This window comes from Actinomadura viridis (genome assembly GCF_015751755.1).
Classification (GTDB): Bacteria; Actinomycetota; Actinomycetes; order Streptosporangiales; family Streptosporangiaceae; genus Spirillospora; species Spirillospora viridis.
Genome location: NZ_JADOUA010000001.1, coordinates 1,518,030 through 1,533,950 on the forward strand (window position 1 = coordinate 1,518,030; position 15,921 = coordinate 1,533,950).

The following is a 15,921-nucleotide window of genomic DNA, read 5'->3' on the forward strand; positions in this document are numbered from 1 at the left end:
GAGATCCGGATCCCATGGCACGCTCGACGATGATGACGGCCTGCGTCCTGGGCGCCGCCGTCCCCCTTCTCCTCACCGGGTGCGGTGGCGGTGACGGCGGTGACGCGGGGGGCGGGACGTCCCCCTCAGCGGCCGGGCCGTCGGCACCCGCCTCCTCGGCCGGGCCCCGTCCCACCGCGGGCGGCACCGCCCCGGGCGGGGGCCGGGAGGAGATCACGCTGGAGCTGCCCGGGGGATGGAAACGGGTCGACCCGCTCCAGGACCCCTCCGAGGTGGTGCGGACGTCGTTCGGTCTCACCGGCGAAACCGGCCCGCTGGTCAGGAGCCTGATGCGTCAGCAGGCCGCCCAGGGCGTCGTCTACGCCATCGACACCTCGCGCACGACCGGGGTCGCCCCGCACCTGCAGGCCGGCTGCGACCGGGGCGGCGCGATCGGTGCGTCGCTGGAGCAGCTCAAACGCAAGCAGCAGGCCCTCGAACCCACCTCCAAGATCACTGACATGGAGGTCGGCGGCAGGCCGGGGTTCAAGGCCGTCTACGAATCGGAGAAGCGGACCGGCCCGGTCAGCGGCCTCACCGTGCGGGTCCCCGTAGCCGCCGACCGGTTCTGTTTCGTCGACATCGAGGCCGAGAAGGGCGCCCTGCCGCCCGAGGCCGACCGGATCGCCGCCTCGTTCAGGCCCCGCTGACCCTGCCTCGTTCAGGTCCCGCCGACCGCGCGGCGCTCAACCCGGTGCCGTGCCGTGGCGGGGACGTACGCGGCACGGGCGGTGCCACTGATCTGGTGAGCCGGGATTGCAGTTCGATGTCCGGAACCGGAAGGACGGACGCGCCAGAGGGTGCGCCGCCGGGCGGGCGCCGGGTGGCTTTGGCGTACATAGGGGCCTGCCGGCGAGGCCGCCGGGAACTCGCTGGTCGTGGCTATGTGGACGATCCGAAAAGACCAGAAAGGTATATACCAGTAGGTCCATGGGCCTCCCCTCCGCCGGGCCCGGATTCCGCGTCCGGAAGAAAGATTCGGCCGCCGTGCACGCGAACGGGTGACGAATGCGGGCGGGGGGACGGGCCTGGCGTTCCTGCCCTGAAGGGGCGCGGCGCGGCCGGACGGCCGGCGTGATCAGGCGGGTGACCCGGTGAGGTCCGCCGTGTGGCCTGGAACGATACATACCGGCGATCAGCGGGGCGCGGTCCGCCCCGGCGCGGCCGCACGGACCTGGATCCGCTTTCGGATGGTCCCCGGGGCCGGTCCCGGAGCGTGATCCCGGGCCAAGACCTGATCTCGGCCCGGGGGAATCGCCCTCCCCCATAACCGGCATTCTTCGTTATGAACTCGGAACCGCCGGGAGGTTGCGGAGAAGAGAAAAGGGCGGCGCCGTGCCGGAAAACAAAGAAAGTCGCCTGGTTAAATGATCAACCACCCCGAGGTTCGTACGGGGACTGCATTGTGGCGGTTCGCCCTTGTTGTACGTCACCACGCCGCCATGGGGACGGCCACTTCTCGAGCCGGTGCGCATGGGGCTAATGGGGGCCGGGGCCGGGGTCGGCCGGCTCGCCCACCCAAGGGTCCTGGGGAGGGGGCGGTCCCGTGGGCGGGGGCGGGCGAGACGGGCGGCCCCGGTGCGTAGGGGAGTTCGTGCCGTGCCCCCCGCCGGCCGCCCGTGACGGCCGGATCGCTGTCCTGGGACAGGGGCGCCCGGCCAGTGACATAAGTGACCGGATGTGGCCAAGTGTGATCCTGGAGAGGCCGGGGCGCATCGACACCTGCATGAGATCGCCATGTCAGCGTGCGACGGTGCGACGTGATCGAGAGGGCGGCGCCGGATTGTCAAGGGCTCGCGGGCCCCAAATCGATGGGTCCCCGAGCTCCCCGGGGTCCGGTCGTGTCCCGGGGCGGGGGAATGTCCGCCCCGGGAGCGACCGTTCGGTCTGGTACGGCGTGACCTTGGGACACGTCGCAGGTCGCTTGTGGAAAGGCGTGCTCCCCGCTCGTCACGGCGCCCAGCGGGCCGGTGGCCATGGCGCCGCCCGCACCCCGGCGCCGGCCGGATGTAACTATTCTGTAAAGGCGAGTTCAGCGGTGAGTGCGGATACCGGGCGGGGGCGGGCGGCCGTGGCCGGCGAGCCGGTCGTGCCAACTCGTTCGCGCTCCACTTCACCGCGGCCGCCGGTTCCGCCGGGCCGTCCCGTCCCAGGGCGGGAGATCGGCCACTCGGCCGCTCCGGGCAGGCGGAAAAGACGGTCCGTGGCCGATGGTTCGATGAAGTGTTACACAACCCTCTTGAGCCGGGCTTGGCGAGGCGGCTATGGTCAATTTCGCTTTATACGAATTAGGGTCGTTTGCGCGTTCGGATGCATAACGGAGAGTCACGAAAGAGGGAACGGCGCATGATGCCCAACAAGGCACGGATGAGCGCATGACCGCGGTGGTGCTCGTGGGTGAGCTCCCCAGCACGGGCATCATTCCGGAGCCGGTCGCGTGGCGGGTCGCCGACTCGGCGGCGCCGGAGGCGGCGCTCGCCTTCGTCGACCAGATGGCGCACGCGCTGCGGCGGCACGGAGCGGCCCTGGTCGTCTACCCGGCGTGGAGGTCGGAGGCCGCCGTCAGGCTGGTGCGGATGGCGCGCGCGCTCCTGAACACCGACCGGATCGCCGGACGCCCCCTCGACCTGCCCCCGCTGGCCCTCTCCCTGGTCGCCGACCAGCTCGCGTTCATGGCGCCGCACATCCGTCCCGGCGTGCTCGCCGGCATCGTCCAGGTCCTGGCCGACCGGATCTACACGGGCGCCTGGGTGAACAGCGTCGCCAAGCTGGAGCACGTCCGGACCGGGCTCGGCCAGCACATGGCCTCGCTCATGCCCGGAAGCGGCTTCATGGTCGCGGCGGGCACCCGGCCGGCGGTGCAGCGGGTCACGTCCGCCAAGCCCGTGCTCGACGTCGCCCACCGCCCGCTCGATCCGGTCCTGATGCTCGCCTCCCACGAGCACGGCGACGTGGACTGGCTCCAGAAGAGGCTCAAGCCCGAGCTGCGCGTCGTCTCGCTGACGTTCGTGGCGTCCCAGCCGCTCAGCGCGCAGTACTGGGGGACCAAGAAGTACGCGGAGTTCGTCGCGTTCAGCGGCCATCCACAGGACCTGCACGCGGCCCTGGAGGCGGTCCGGCACGCACCCTGCCCCTGGTGCGGCGAACCTGCCGCGCTGGCCGTGTGCCCGTTCTGCCACCGGGCCCAGCCGGGTGCGCAGGAGCAGGCGCCGGCGGGGACGGCCGTCCAGCCGGGCCCCGGCCCTCAGCCTCCCGGCCCCGGCCCTCAGCCCCCCGGCCCCGGCCCCGGTCACCAGCCCCCTGGTCCCGGCCCTCAGCCTTCCGGCCCCGTGGTCCCCGCCCAGCCGCAGGCGGCCTCGGCGGCCCCGCCGGCCCCGCCGGCCCCCGCGCCACCCGGCTCCGCGCCCCCGTCCGCCGTACCGCAGGGCCCGGCGCCACCGCGTCCCGGGCCCCAGGCCCCCGTTCCGCCTCCCGGACCCCAGGCCCCCGTTCCGCCGGCCGGCCCAACGGCCGCGCCGCCGGCGCCGGTCCCCATGCCCATGCCGGCCCCGACACCGATGCCGGATCCGCAGCCTCCGCAGCCTCCGCGGTCCGGGGCTCCCAAGCCCCCGCAGTCCTTCGGCGCGCCGCCTCCGGCCGCGCCCACCGCGCCGCAGCCGGTCCTCCCGGCCCGGCCGGACCCCGGCGAAGGGCCCGGCGCGCCGTCCGAACGGTGGCCTCCTTCCCCGGGCCCCGCGCCGGACGGGAAGGACCGGACGGCGGACGCCGGGTCCCCGCCGGACCATCCGGACACGATCTCCGTGTCCACCGCCCACCCTGACCGAACCGGGACTCCGGTCGCCGAGCCCGAACCACCCACGGTGGAGGAGGCGTCTCAGAACGATGAGGCCTCCCGCAACGGCACCATCGAGTTCCGGCCGATCAGGAATCACTAGCACGTTCGACTCTGTAGGAACGGAGTGACATGAACCCCCGCCAGCGACGTGGTGTGCTGTTGATGATCTTGGCGGCCGTGGGGGCCGTGCTGGTGTTCATCACGGTCGTCGGGTACGTCGGGAAGGTGCAGGCCGACGCCGACGCCGCGGTCGGCGAGATGACCACGGTCCTGCAGGTGCAGTCCAACATCGAGGCGTTCCAGCCGGTCAGCGCCTCCGCCGTGCGCCAGACGCAGATCCCCAAGAAGTGGGCGACCAACGCCTTCGTGACCAACATCGCCGACCTGCAGGGCAAGGTGGCGGCCGGGAGCATCCCCAGCGGCGCCTACCTCCAGCAGGGCATGCTCCTGGACGCGCCCTCGCTCCGTCCCGGCCAGCGTGAGATCGCCATCCTGATCGACGCGGAGACCGGTGTCGCGGGCAAGGTCATGAACGGGTCGATCGTCGACGTGTACGCCTCGTTCGACTCCACCCAGAACGGCCGCCAGGTCACCTCGGCCTGCGCGGTGCGCATCCTCAACCGCGTCCAGGTCATCAACGTCGGCCAGGTGCAGCAGACCAGCGACGCCGGCGGCGGGCAGCAGCAGGGCGGCGGCAGCCGGCAGCAGACCTCCGGCGCGGCCGTCCCGGTGACCTTCGCGCTCAACTCCGACGACACCCTGAAGCTGACCTACGCCGAGAGCTTCGCCCGCAAGGTGCGGCTCGCCCTGGTGGGCGGCGCCCAGGACGCCAAGCCCCCGTTCAACCGCCTCTGCGAGACCCCGCAGGCGGGACGATGAGCATCCAGATCCTCATCGGCACCGCCGACCAGGAGCTCGCCGGCCGCCTCCGCACGCAGATCGCCGAGCTGGCCGACGTCGAGGTCGTCGGCGTCGAGACCGGCTCCGGCGACGTCCTCGGCATCGCCAGTTCCCACCAGGAACTCGACGTCGTGCTGATCGACGAGGACATCACCCCGCAGTCCGGCCAGGAACTGATCCGGGAGATCGCGATGCGCCGCCCGCACGTCGCGGCGGTGCTGATCAGCGAGCGGGTGGACGAGGACGTGCTGACCCGCGCGCTGGAGGCGGGCGCGCGCGGCGTGCTGGGCCGCACGCCCACCCTGGAGGAGCTCAACTCGCGGCTGACCTCGGTGGCCGAGTGGTCCCGGGGGATGCGGCGGTGGCTCGGCGCCAACCCCGGCATCGACGAGATCGGCGGCCGCCGCGGCCGGGTGGTGGCGCTGGCCGGAGCCAAGGGCGGCACCGGGGCGACGACCCTGGCGGTGCAGCTCGCCCTGACCGCCGCCGCGGCCGGCCGGACCGTCTGCCTGGTCGACATGGACCTCCAGACCGGCGACATCCCCACCTACCTCGACATGGTCCACCGGCGTAGCATCGCCGACCTGGTCGGGGTGGCCGACGAGCTCAGCGGGACGATGCTCGCCGACGCCCTGTTCGTCCACGACGCCGGCCCGCACGTCCTGCTCGCCCCCTCGGAGGGGGAACGGGCGGAGGACGTGACCTCGCTGGCGGCCCGCCAGATCCTCGGGGTGCTGCGCTCCCGCTACGAGGTGGTCATCGTGGACTGCGGCGCCTTCATGACCGAGGGGTCGGTGTCGTCGGTCGAGATGGCCGACCAGGCCGTCATCACCGTCACCCCGGACCTGCCCTGCCTGCGGGCCGCCAAGCGGCTGGCGCACCTGTGGGAACGGCTGCGGGTGCGCAAGCCCGACCAGGTCTCGGTGGTGCTGACCCGGCAGAGCCGCAAGAACGAGATCCAGCCGGACTTCGCCGCCCGGATCCTGGGGATGCCGCTGCTGCGCACCACCGTCCCGCCCGCCTTCCGCGCGCTGGAGCGCGCCATCAACAACGGGGCCCTCGCCAGGGTCGACGACGACGGCTTCCGGCGGGCGATCGCCCAGCTCGGCGAGGAACTGGGCGTGCTGCCGATCCCCACCGGACCCGAGGGGCGCGGCGGCCTGCTCCGCGCCAAGGCGGGAGGGACATGAGAAGGCCCCCGGCACCGGCGGCGTCCGCCCGCCGCGACTCCGGCGCGGTGGAGTTCACCGGCATCCTCCCGGTGCTCCTCACCACCTGCCTGCTGGTGTGGGAGGCGTTCCTGGTCGGGATGTCGGCGACCTACACGGGACACGCCGCCAACGAGGGCGCCCGCGTGGCCGCGGTCGGGGGCGACCACGACGAGGTGAAGAAGGCCGCGGTGCAGCGCATCGCCGGTCTGTGGGCCGACGAGGAGAACATCCAGGTCCGCTACCCGACGGGCGACGTCTGCGACCCGAGGAAGGTGCCGCGGGTGGACGAGGACTGCGGCTACGTACGGGTCAACATCAAGGTGCCGCTGCTCTTCCCGGGCGTGCTGCTGCCGATGACGGTCTCCGCCCGCACCAAGGTCGTGTACGAGCAGGAGGGTGCGCGATGACCGCCGATCGCGACCGGGGAAGCGCCGCCACCGAGTACCTGTCCATGATCGGGCTGTTCCTGTTCGTGCTCATGGTCTGCTTCGAGGTCTACGCCGGGTTCACCGCGGTCGAGAAGATCGAGGACGCCGCCCGTACCGGTGCCCGGGTCGGGAGCATGCAGGACGTCGGCGCCGGGCGCGCCGCGGCGGAGAACGTCATGCCCGCGTGGCTGAACGAGCAGTCGGTCCAGGTCTTCCGCGACGGCGACGCCGTCGTGTGCGTGATCCGCGCCAAGGTCCCGATGCTGGCCAAGGGCGTTCCGCTGGACTTCACGATCACGCGCAAGGTTCAGATCCCGGTCGGAGGGTGAGCGATGGGACTGCGTAACAGGGTGGAGGCCAAGGACGCGGCCGGCCGCCAGGCGCCGGCCGGCGCCAGCATCGCGCACTGGCGGTCGCGGCTGCTGGAAGAGATCAACCTGGACGACCTGGCGGAGCTGGACCTGACCCAGCGGCGGGCCCGCCTGGAGAAGGTGGTCGGCCACATCCTCACCCGCGAGGGCCCGGTGCTGGCCGCCCGCGAGCGGAGCATGCTGATCCGCCGGATCGTGGACGAGGCGCTGGGCCTGGGGGTGCTGGAGCCGCTGCTGGCCGACCCGACCGTCACCGAGATCATGGTCAACGGACCCGACGACATCTACATCGAGCGGGCCGGCCAGCTGACCCGGCTCGACATCGGGTTCGCCAGCGAGGCGCAGCTTCACCAGACCATCGACCGGATCGTCGCGCAGGTCAACCGGCGGGTGGACGAGTCCAGCCCGATGGTGGACGCGCGCCTGCCCACCGGTGAGCGGGTGAACGTCATCGTCCCGCCGCTGTCGCTCATCGGCCCGGTGATGACGATCCGCCGCTTCCCGCGCGCGTACCAGATGCACGAGCTGGTGGAGAAGGGGTCGCTCGACCAGGCCACCGCGGTGCTGCTGGCGGCGTTCGTGCGGGCCCGGCTCAACATGGTCGTCACCGGCGGTACGGGCAGCGGCAAGACGACCTTCCTCAACGCGCTGTCGGGCTTCGTCCCCAGCCACGAGCGGATCGTCACCATCGAGGACTCGGCGGAACTGCAGCTCCAGCAGGACCACGTGATCCGGCTGGAGTCCCGCCCGCCCAACATCGAGGGCGAGGGCGCCGTCACGATCCGCGACCTGGTGCGCAACTCGCTGCGGATGCGGCCCGACCGCATCATCGTCGGCGAGGTCCGGGGCTCGGAGACCCTGGACATGCTGCAGGCGATGAACACCGGCCATGACGGCTCGCTGGTGACCGTGCACGCCAACTCGGCGCAGGACGCGATCCACCGCCTGGAGACGCTCGCCTCGATGAGCGAGGTCAAGATCCCCTACGAGGCGGTGCGCGACCAGATCGTGAACGCGGTCGACGTGATCATCTTCCTGGAACGGGCGGCCGACGGGTCCCGGTGGGTCAAGGAGATCGGAGTGATCACCTCCGGGCGGCGCGAGGAGGTCAGGCTGACCGGCATCCTGCGCTTCCAGCAGGAACCGGTCGGGCTCGACCGGGTGGTGCGGGGCCGGTTCGTCCACTCCCCGCTCCCGCCCGAACTCGCGGAGAAGCTGATGTTCGGCGGCGAGGCGATCCCGCCCGTCTTCGGCGTCGGCGCGAACGGCGCGGGCCACAACGGCCTGGGAGAGCACGGGGGTGCCCGGTGAACCTTCCCACGATCATGCTGTCCCTCCTCGCGGTCCTGGCCGCCGTGGTGTGGGCCGCCTACGAGTTCGGCCGCGGCCTCGACCAGCGGGCCGAGCTGGCCACCCGCGGCGCCCGCGGGTACGAGGAGCGGCGGATGGCCACGTTCCTCGACCGCTGGGACGCCCGGCTGCGCCGTACCAACCTGGGACGGCGGCTCGGCCGCAGGCTGACCGCCTCCGGCACCCGGATCAGGCTCTCCACCTTCGTCTTCGCGCTGGGCGGCGCCGGGCTGGCGATCATCGTGCTGCTCGGCCAGTTCCTCTCGCCCTTCCTGGGCGTGGTGCTGGCCGCCGGCGGGTGCGGCGCGGTGTTCGCGTACCTGCGGCACCAGGAGGACCGCCGCCGGGAGGAGTTCGTCGGGCAGCTCCCCGAGCTCGCCCGGGTCCTGGGGAACGCGACCTCGGCGGGGCTGTCCATCCGCACCGCCATCGAGATGGCGGCCGAGGAGCTGGACGATCCGGCCCGTACCGAACTGGCGCGCACCGCCGAGGCCCTGCGGCTCGGCCAGTCGTTCGACGAGGCGATGAACGACCTGCGGGAGCGGCTTCCGTCCCGGGAGCTGGCCGTGCTGGTCAGCACCCTGGTGGTGGCGTCCCGTTCCGGCGGCTCGCTCATCACCTCGCTCCGCAACATCGCCACCACGCTGGAACAGCGCAAGGAGACGCGGCGCGAGGTCAAGACCATCCTCGGCCAGTCGGTCGTCGCGGGCTGGGCGATCGGCGGCATGGGCGCGGTGATGCTGCTGGGCATCGCCGTCTTCAGCCCCGGCACCCTCGAACGGATGACCGCCTCCGTCGTCGGCCAGCTCATCCTGGTGACGGTGCTGGTCCTCTTCTCCTCCGCGGTCCTGCTGATCCGCCGGATGACAAGGATCGATGTGTGATGCCACTGATCATCGCGCTCGCCGCCGGGCTCACCGTGCCGCTGTTCGTCTGGGGCTACCTCCTGCGCAGCCACGGACGGCCGGCGGCGGCGGACGCCCAGATCGTCACCGGCGGCAAGGCCAAGAAGAAGGAGCACTTCGGCCCGTTCGGCGAGATCATCAACCCGCTGGGGCGGCCGCTGGCGCCGCTGGTGCTGCGGACGATCTCACCCTCGGGCCGCGGCAAGCTCCGCCAGCGGATCGAGCGGGCCGGGCGGCCGGCGGGACTGACGGTCGAGGGGTACGCCCAGAACAAGGCCGGGAACATCACGGTCTACGGGGTGGCCGGCCTGAGCGGCATGATCAGCGGTCATCCGTACCTCGGCGCGCTGCTGCTGGCGATCGGTTTCGTGCAGACCGACATCGTGCTGTGGAACCTGACCCGGGAACGGCAGGAGGAGATCCAGCGCTCGCTGCCGGACTTCCTGGACGTGCTGACCGTGACGGTGTCGGCCGGGATGGGCTTCCGGCCGGCGCTGCGGCGGGTGGCCGAGAGCATGCAGGGCGCCCTCTCGGACGAGATGATGACGGCGTTGCGCCAGATGGAGCTGGGGGCTCCGTTCCGCACCGCGTTCGAGGACCTGCGGCAGCGCAACGACAGCGACTCGCTCGCCGCGTTCGTCACGGCGATCCTGCAGGCCGAGGAACTCGGCGCGCCGCTCGCCCGAGCCCTGAGCGAGATCAGCGTCGACATGCGCCGGGACGCGTTCCAGAACGCGCGCCGCCGCGCACAGCGCGCCGATCCGCAGATCACCATGGTCGTCACCTTCCTGATGGTGCCCGGCATGATCCTGCTCATCATCGCGATGCTGTACTGGGGGAGCGGTGCCAACGTCAGCAACGTCTTTGGCGGGTGAAGGGCTCGGCGGCGTCGCCGGGCGGCGGATCGGCTCTACCTTCCGGCTGCTCATGCAGGTCCGGATCTGGATGGCCGTGATGTCCATGCTGCTGACCCCGTACAACCGGCAGAACCTGGAGACCACCGTCGTGGTGGTGGGCGTGGCGCTGCTGTCCTGGCTCGGCCTGGTCGCCTGGCAGCAGATCGTGACGTGGCTGCTCGCCTACCCCGTGCTGATCGTGATCGACGTGTGCGTCTCCTACGTGGTGCTGGTCGCCGGAGGCGTGCTCGGGCCGTTCTTCCTGTTCACCGTGGTGACGTCCACCGTCGCGGGCCTGCTCCACCACCGGACGGGCGTCCTGCTCGTCTGCCTGATGCAGGTGGCCGCCTACTACGGGGCCGCGGCCAGCGACTCGGGCTCGATCGTGAGCTTCCAGACGGTCGTGGCCATGCCCGCGTTCTATCCCATCTGCGGTTACCTGGGCGCGAAGATACGCCGGCTCTTCGACGAGCACGAGGAACTCTACAAGGCGCGCGGCCAGGCCGAGGTGGTGGCCGCCGCGGCCGAGGAACGGGCCCGGCTGGCCCGGGAGATGCACGATTCGCTGGCCAAGACCCTGCGGGGCATCGCCATGTCCGCGGAAGCGCTGCCGCTCTGGCTGGCCAGGAAACCGAGCCGGGCCGAGCAGGAGGCGGTGCGCATCGCGGCGGCCGCGGAGATCGCCTCCCGCGAGGTGCGGCAGCTCATCTCCGACCTGCGCGAGGACGTGGTGCAGCAGCCCATCGACACCGTCGTCGGGGCCGTCACCGCGGACTGGGCGCGCTCGTCCGGCGTGCAGGCCCGGGTGAGCGCCGATCCGGGCGTCGACCTGCCCCTGCGGACCAGGTACGAGCTGGTGGCGATCCTCAAGGAGGCGCTGGAGAACGTGTCCCGGCACGCGGGCGCCTCGGCGGTCGACGTCCGGCTGACCCTCGGGCCCGCCGGCCCGGTGCTCACCGTCGCCGACGACGGCCATGGCTTCAGCGCCTCGCCGGACTTCTCCGAACTGGTCCGGGAGGGGCACTACGGGCTGGTCGGGATGCGGGAACGGGCGGCGACCGTGGGCGCGCGGCTCGACGTCGACTCTCGCCCCGGCGCGGGCACCACCATCGCCGTCACCTTCCCCGGGGCCCTGGGGGAGGGATGGGCGACCGATCTTGAAGTGGCGTGAATTGCGGCGCGAAGACCGCCGACGAGCGGAAGGAAACCGATGGCTCCCATCAGAGTGGTCGTCGCCGACGACAATCCCGTGGTCCGATCCGGGCTGGTCGCGCTGCTGGAAGCACGTGGCGAGGCGGAGGTCGTCGGCGAGGCCGGCGACGGTAAGCACGCGATCGAGCTGGCGGAACGGCTCAAGCCGGACCTGGTGCTGCTCGACGTGCGGATGCCCCTCGTGGACGGGGTCACCGCGGCCCAGGTCCTCAGCAAGCTGACACGGGTGCTGATGCTGACCTACACCGACGATCCGGAGGTGGTCCGCTCGGCCGTGCGCAACGGCGCCAGCGGCTACCTCGTCCATGGCACCTTCACCGCGGACGCCCTGGCCGCGGCGGTCCGCGACACCGCCGGGGGGACGGGCAACCCGCTGTCACCAGCCGCTGTGAGCGCGCTGATGGCCGCAGTGCAGGAGCCCAGGCCGGCGACGGGTGGCGACACGGCGCGTTCCGGCGACCACGCTCGCTTCGGCCTCTCGGCGCGGGAGGCCGAGGTCATGGACCTCATCGCGCGCGGACTGACGAACCGGGCCATCGCCGCGGAGCTGTTCCTCGTCGAGAAAACGGTGAAGAACCATGTCAACCGCATCTTCTCCAAGATGTCGGTGGACAACCGCGCGACCGCCATCGCCCGCTGGCTCGGCACCGCGGTGGGGGACCGCTGATGGGCCTCCAGAATGGGCCTGGTTTGGGTCTGCGGACCCTACGTCTTCCGTACCCGTTTCCGTACCTTTATGGAGAGCGAACGGATCGGGAAACGCGGAGGGTGGAAAATGGAGCAGATGCAGACGGCGTACGCGTGGCTCGGTGCGCGCTACAGCCTCACCAAGGAGCGCATGAAGGAAGACCGTGGAGAGGGCCCGATCTCCTACATCGCGGTGATTCTCCTGATCGCGGTGATCGCCGGTGCGTTCGTCAGTTCCGGCATCGGCACGGACATCGTGAACTTCATCAAGCAGGCCATCACGAAGGTCTTCCAGAAGGGTGGCGGCAGCACCTGACCCGCGTCTCCTCGCGACGACTCACAGATACCCGGAAGGCTGGGGGAAACCAGCTTTCCGGGTATCGTCGTGTGTCCGCCGTCGTTCCGTTCCGCCGGCTGGAAGAGAGAGGAGTCCGAGGGTGAGGTTCCCCCGAACGATGTGTTGGAAGGTCGTCACGCCCGCTGCCCTGTTCAGGCCGACGGCCGTTCTGATCGCGGCGGGGCTGGCGGTCTCCGCCTGCGCCTCCGACGACAAGCCCTCCGGGAAACCGTCGGGTTCCCCGTCCTCGGGCGGTGCACCGGCCAACTCCACGCCGTTGCAGTCGCAGGTCATGATGCAGAACTCCAAGGTGCGCGTCGATCTGATGGCACTGGAACGGGTGTCGGACAAGATCGTCATCGCCAGGATGCGCGCCGTCAACCAGGACGGCGGGCCGTTCGACTTCGGCTCCACCCTCAGCGGCTTCGTCCAACCTCCGGCAGAAGGTATGAAGGCGGACCCGAACGCGGTTTCGGGAATCACCCTTTTCGATCCGGTCAATTCGCGGCGACACTTTCCTCTGGCGGAGACCGGAGGTAAATGCCTGTGCACCAGGTACACCGGGTTCCTGACGGTCCAGGCCGGGCAGTCCATCGAACTGGCCGCCGCGTTCCCGGCGCCGCCGGCCTCGGTGTCGAAACTGGGTGTCGTTTTTCCCAACGCCGCGCCGCTTCTCGACGTACCGGTGACGAATAGGCCGGGCGGGACGCTGGAGGTCGAGGGCGGCCAGCAGATGGACCCCGCGAAGACCCCCACCGCGGCCCCCCGCGTTCTGCCGGTCGCGGCGCTCACCGAGAACGCCACCGGTGTCGAGGAGGATCTCGGCGCGGACCTGAAAGTGCGCGTCTCCTCCGATGTGCTCTTCGCGTTGAACAAGGCCGACCTGACGCCTCGGGCCCAGGAAATCCTGAAAGAGGTCGCCGCCAAGATCGACCAATCGCCCGGGAAGACCGTGACGGTCGACGGGCACACCGACAACTCGGGCAACGACGCCATCAACGAGCCGCTTTCCGAGCGCCGCGCCCAGAGCGTCCAGGGTGCCCTGCAGAAGCTGGTCACCCGGACGGGGATCACCTACCAGGCCAAGGGGCACGGCTCGACCCAACCGGTGGCGTCGAACGACTCCGAGCGGGGCAGGGCGCTCAACCGCCGGGTGTCGGTCTCATTCGCCCGCCCGCGTCCCGCCGCGCCGCCGTCAGCCCCGGCCCCCTCGTCCACCGCGAAGGTCTCGCTGCGGGCCCAGGGCGGGCCGCCGCCCGGGTACGCCGGTGCCTGGCCGCGTAACGCCAAGGTCGAGGTCGGCCCGCTGCGCCGGGCCGGCGAGGGCTACGCGACCCTGTCGTGGACGGCGATCAACGACGATCCGACCAAGCTGCAGGTGGACGCGGTGTTCAACGGCCTCGCCCTGTCCGAGGGCTACTACGGCGCGGGCGTCAACGGGGTGGCGCTGGAGTCGGGCAAGGCCCGCTACCGGGTGCTTCGCGACGGGCAGGGCCAAGGGCTCGGGTCCTACTTCACCGCGATGAATCCACAGGTCAGCGAGCTTACTCAGGGTGAATCGATCACCCTGACGGCGATGTACAAGATCTCCGCGGACGTCCGGTCCGTGACCGTGGACGTGCCCGGCTTCGGCAAGGCGCAGAACGTCCCGGTGCAGTGAGCCCGCCAGTGAAGTAGCCGTTCCGGGCCGGGCCCTGCGATGGTGCGGGGCCCGGCCGAGGTCAGCGGCCGGCGGGGCAGGACGGGTCGTACCAGACGACCCACCAAAGACCGCGGATCCCCGCGCCGCTGCGCTGGTAGCGCCAGCCGGCCGGGTGGCCGGGCCAGGAATCGGCCGCCTGGACGCCGGCGGGCCAGTAGACCATCGCCGTGCACACGTCCGGCCCCGGCAGGCCCCGCTCCTTGTCGAAGCCTTCGAGCCGGGTCCACCCCACCTGGTGGGCGATCCGCAGGTGGACCATCTCGGCAGTGGGCTTGTACAGGTCGGGACGGCGCCGGTCGGTGCCGTACTCGGGCCGCTCGACCGCCACCCGTCCGGCGCGCGCGCCCGGGAGGGACGGGACGGGCGAGGACTCGTCGGCGCCGCGCATGATGGCGATCGGGATCAGTGCCACCGACAGGTTGATGACGATGAGGGCACCGAAGAGCTTGGGCACCCCCCAGCGACACAAGGCCCACAGGAGCGCCAGCAGGAGACCGGCGACCGCCGTGGTCACCGCCGGGCGGAAGTGGTCGTAGCTGCCGCCGAGCAGCCCGACCTCCGGCAGGTCCCAGATGTAGAGCGCGTAGCGTTCCAGCAGTTCGCCGCCGTACAGCCGGACCCAGACGGCGGCGAGGGCGGTCAGGACGAGCGTCGCGGCGAAGACCCGCCTGACGGATCGGCCCTTCACCAGGGCGGCCAGGCCGACGAGCGCGTAGACCACCACGACGCAGGCGAGGTAGCGGCCGTAGGCGTAGTTGCCGATGCGATGCTCGTTGGGCAGCGCGGCGGAGGAGGCGTACGCGACGCCCGCCGTGACGCTGAGCAGGATCCCGCACATGATGCGGTCGGCGGTGGGGGAGGTACGCGTCAGCACGGTCCGGGCCACCAGGATCACGCCGACCCCGGCCAGCCCCCAGGTGCCGCAGATCATCGCCCAGAGCTGGCCGACCGCGCCCGAGATCGCCCACAGCTGGCCGTCCAGGGTGGGGAGGCGGTCGAGCAGGATGCCCGTGTGGTCCCTCTCGCCCGTGGGGTAGAGCGCGTCGAGCAGGCGCGCGTTGAGGAGGGTGCCCGCGCCGTAACCGAGGACGGTGACGGCCAGGCAGGCCAGCGCCGTCCGGCGGGTGCTCCGCTCCGTGCGCCGCCACAGCGCGTATCCCGTCAGCACGACCGTGTGGACGGCGATCACGATCATTCCGCGCATGTGGGTGGCGCAGGCGTACGCCGCAAGGACACTGGCGCACGCCGCCGCGGGCACGTGCCCGGTCCGGACGAACCTGTCCAGCGCCAGGAGCCAGCCGAGCACGAGGGAGGGCAGGATCGTGTCGGCGAGCGCGAGCCCGCCGCCGTACAGGATGCCGGCGGGCAGCAGCCCCGCCGCCCACGCCAGCGGAAGGGCGTTCAGGCGGCGGATCCCGAGGCGGACCAGCAGGAGGTAGGCGAGGGGAAAGACCGTCGCGCCGAGAAGCGCGTTGGTCACCCTGGCCAGCAGGTAGACGGTGTCCGGGTCGTCGCTGATCAGGTAGGCCGGGGTGAGCAGCAGCGCGTAGCCGCCCTGGTAGAAGCTGAAACCGGACAGGTCGGCAGGAGGGCCACCGGTCAGCCACCGCGCCGCGAACAGGTATCCGGTCTCGTCGGGGAGGATGAGCGGGCCCGTCCGCCCCCACCAGAACAGCATGCGCACGCCCGCCTGGGCCGCCCAGCCGGCCAGGAGCAGCCAGGGGAGGAGACCGGTCCGGCGCGACGCGGACGCCGCCGGGCGGTCTCGCAGCCGCGGCGGCGTCGGTGAAACGGTCACGGCCATCACCGTAAGCGCGCGCGGCCCGGGGGCGCACGGGAAAATTGCCGCCGAGCCCGGATCTGGGTCTCGAATTGGGCCTGTGGGCCTATGCCGGGCCGCCGCGTTCCGCCAGTACCATGTCAGGAAGATTTCCTGTCGTCCGGGTGGCGACCCGGAGACTCACACCGATGCGGGTGCCTTGACAGATACTTCCACGATCGTTTCGTCAAGGACGCGCGTTTCCGGACGGGAGAACGCGCGGCCGTGG

At 71.4% G+C, this 15,921-nt stretch carries 14 protein-coding genes; 13 read left to right on the plus strand and 1 reads right to left on the minus strand.

What is annotated here, in order from left to right; translation table 11 throughout:
* Positions 1–14 precede the first annotated feature (14 nt).
* The 13 genes from IW256_RS06605 (at position 15) to IW256_RS06665 (ending at position 13,831) form a co-directional block, all read left to right on the plus strand.
* Entirely contained in the window at positions 15–689 is a 675-nt protein-coding gene (locus IW256_RS06605) for a hypothetical protein (RefSeq protein ID WP_197010106.1), read from the plus strand.
* A 1,725-nt stretch (positions 690–2,414) separates the two neighbouring features.
* Complete coding sequence (locus tag IW256_RS06610) at positions 2,415–3,974, plus strand: hypothetical protein (RefSeq protein ID WP_197010107.1); 1,560 nt, start codon at positions 2,415–2,417, stop codon at positions 3,972–3,974.
* A gap of 62 nt (positions 3,975–4,036) precedes the next feature.
* Entirely contained in the window at positions 4,037–4,753 is a 717-nt protein-coding gene (gene cpaB, locus IW256_RS06615) for a Flp pilus assembly protein CpaB (protein ID WP_197010108.1), read from the plus strand.
* On the plus strand, positions 4,750–5,964 hold the full coding sequence (locus tag IW256_RS06620) for a CpaE/TadZ family protein (protein WP_197010109.1): 1,215 nt from the start codon (positions 4,750–4,752) through the stop codon (positions 5,962–5,964). The genes cpaB and IW256_RS06620 overlap by 4 nt, the downstream gene beginning before the upstream one ends.
* On the plus strand, positions 5,961–6,392 hold the full coding sequence (locus IW256_RS06625; protein ID WP_197010110.1) for a TadE/TadG family type IV pilus assembly protein: 432 nt from the start codon (positions 5,961–5,963) through the stop codon (positions 6,390–6,392). The genes IW256_RS06620 and IW256_RS06625 overlap by 4 nt, the downstream gene beginning before the upstream one ends.
* Positions 6,389–6,742 carry a pilus assembly protein gene (locus tag IW256_RS06630; protein ID WP_197010111.1) on the plus strand — a complete coding sequence of 118 codons (354 nt, stop codon included), beginning with the start codon at positions 6,389–6,391 and terminating at the stop codon, positions 6,740–6,742. The genes IW256_RS06625 and IW256_RS06630 overlap by 4 nt, the downstream gene beginning before the upstream one ends.
* A gap of 3 nt (positions 6,743–6,745) precedes the next feature.
* Positions 6,746–8,095, plus strand: coding sequence for a TadA family conjugal transfer-associated ATPase (locus IW256_RS06635; protein WP_197010112.1), 1,350 nt, complete (start codon positions 6,746–6,748; stop codon positions 8,093–8,095).
* Positions 8,092–9,018 (plus strand): type II secretion system F family protein, encoded by a 927-nt coding sequence (locus IW256_RS06640; protein WP_307828762.1) that lies wholly within the window; start codon positions 8,092–8,094, stop codon positions 9,016–9,018. Before IW256_RS06635 ends, IW256_RS06640 begins: the two co-directional genes overlap by 4 nt.
* Positions 9,018–9,914 (plus strand): type II secretion system F family protein, encoded by an 897-nt coding sequence (locus IW256_RS06645; RefSeq protein ID WP_197010113.1) that lies wholly within the window; start codon positions 9,018–9,020, stop codon positions 9,912–9,914. The genes IW256_RS06640 and IW256_RS06645 overlap by 1 nt, the downstream gene beginning before the upstream one ends.
* On the plus strand, positions 9,904–11,106 hold the full coding sequence (locus tag IW256_RS06650; RefSeq protein WP_197010114.1) for a sensor histidine kinase: 1,203 nt from the start codon (positions 9,904–9,906) through the stop codon (positions 11,104–11,106). Before IW256_RS06645 ends, IW256_RS06650 begins: the two co-directional genes overlap by 11 nt.
* Before the next feature lie 39 nt (positions 11,107–11,145).
* Positions 11,146–11,814 carry a response regulator gene (locus IW256_RS06655; protein ID WP_197010115.1) on the plus strand — a complete coding sequence of 223 codons (669 nt, stop codon included), beginning with the start codon at positions 11,146–11,148 and terminating at the stop codon, positions 11,812–11,814.
* 108 nt (positions 11,815–11,922) lie between these two features.
* Positions 11,923–12,150 carry a hypothetical protein gene (locus IW256_RS06660; RefSeq protein WP_197010116.1) on the plus strand — a complete coding sequence of 76 codons (228 nt, stop codon included), beginning with the start codon at positions 11,923–11,925 and terminating at the stop codon, positions 12,148–12,150.
* Positions 12,151–12,289: 139 nt separating this feature from the next.
* The gene (locus IW256_RS06665; RefSeq protein ID WP_197010117.1) at positions 12,290–13,831 is read left to right on the plus strand and encodes an OmpA family protein; all 1,542 of its coding nucleotides are present in this window, start codon (positions 12,290–12,292) and stop codon (positions 13,829–13,831) included.
* A gap of 61 nt (positions 13,832–13,892) precedes the next feature.
* Here the strand turns inward: IW256_RS06665 and IW256_RS06670 are convergent, their stop codons facing one another.
* Complete coding sequence (locus tag IW256_RS06670) at positions 13,893–15,671, minus strand: hypothetical protein (protein ID WP_197010118.1); 1,779 nt, start codon at positions 15,669–15,671, stop codon at positions 13,893–13,895.
* Positions 15,672–15,921 lie beyond the last annotated feature (250 nt).

Excerpts from the sequence above, each read along its gene's own strand:
- IW256_RS06645 (WP_197010113.1), top strand. The coding sequence starts at position 9,018 with ATGCCACTGATCATCGCGCTCGCCGCCGGGCTCACCGTGCCGCTGTTC.
- IW256_RS06605 (WP_197010106.1), top strand. The coding sequence starts at position 15 with ATGGCACGCTCGACGATGATGACGGCCTGCGTCCTGGGCGCCGCCGTC.
- IW256_RS06620 (WP_197010109.1), top strand. The coding sequence starts at position 4,750 with ATGAGCATCCAGATCCTCATCGGCACCGCCGACCAGGAGCTCGCCGGC.
- IW256_RS06630 (WP_197010111.1), top strand. The coding sequence starts at position 6,389 with ATGACCGCCGATCGCGACCGGGGAAGCGCCGCCACCGAGTACCTGTCC.
- IW256_RS06665 (WP_197010117.1), top strand. The coding sequence starts at position 12,290 with ATGTGTTGGAAGGTCGTCACGCCCGCTGCCCTGTTCAGGCCGACGGCC.
- IW256_RS06635 (WP_197010112.1), top strand. The coding sequence starts at position 6,746 with ATGGGACTGCGTAACAGGGTGGAGGCCAAGGACGCGGCCGGCCGCCAG.
- IW256_RS06625 (WP_197010110.1), top strand. The coding sequence starts at position 5,961 with ATGAGAAGGCCCCCGGCACCGGCGGCGTCCGCCCGCCGCGACTCCGGC.
- IW256_RS06610 (WP_197010107.1), top strand. The coding sequence starts at position 2,415 with ATGACCGCGGTGGTGCTCGTGGGTGAGCTCCCCAGCACGGGCATCATT.
- IW256_RS06655 (WP_197010115.1), top strand. The coding sequence starts at position 11,146 with ATGGCTCCCATCAGAGTGGTCGTCGCCGACGACAATCCCGTGGTCCGA.
- IW256_RS06660 (WP_197010116.1), top strand. The coding sequence starts at position 11,923 with ATGGAGCAGATGCAGACGGCGTACGCGTGGCTCGGTGCGCGCTACAGC.
- cpaB (WP_197010108.1), top strand. The coding sequence starts at position 4,037 with ATGATCTTGGCGGCCGTGGGGGCCGTGCTGGTGTTCATCACGGTCGTC.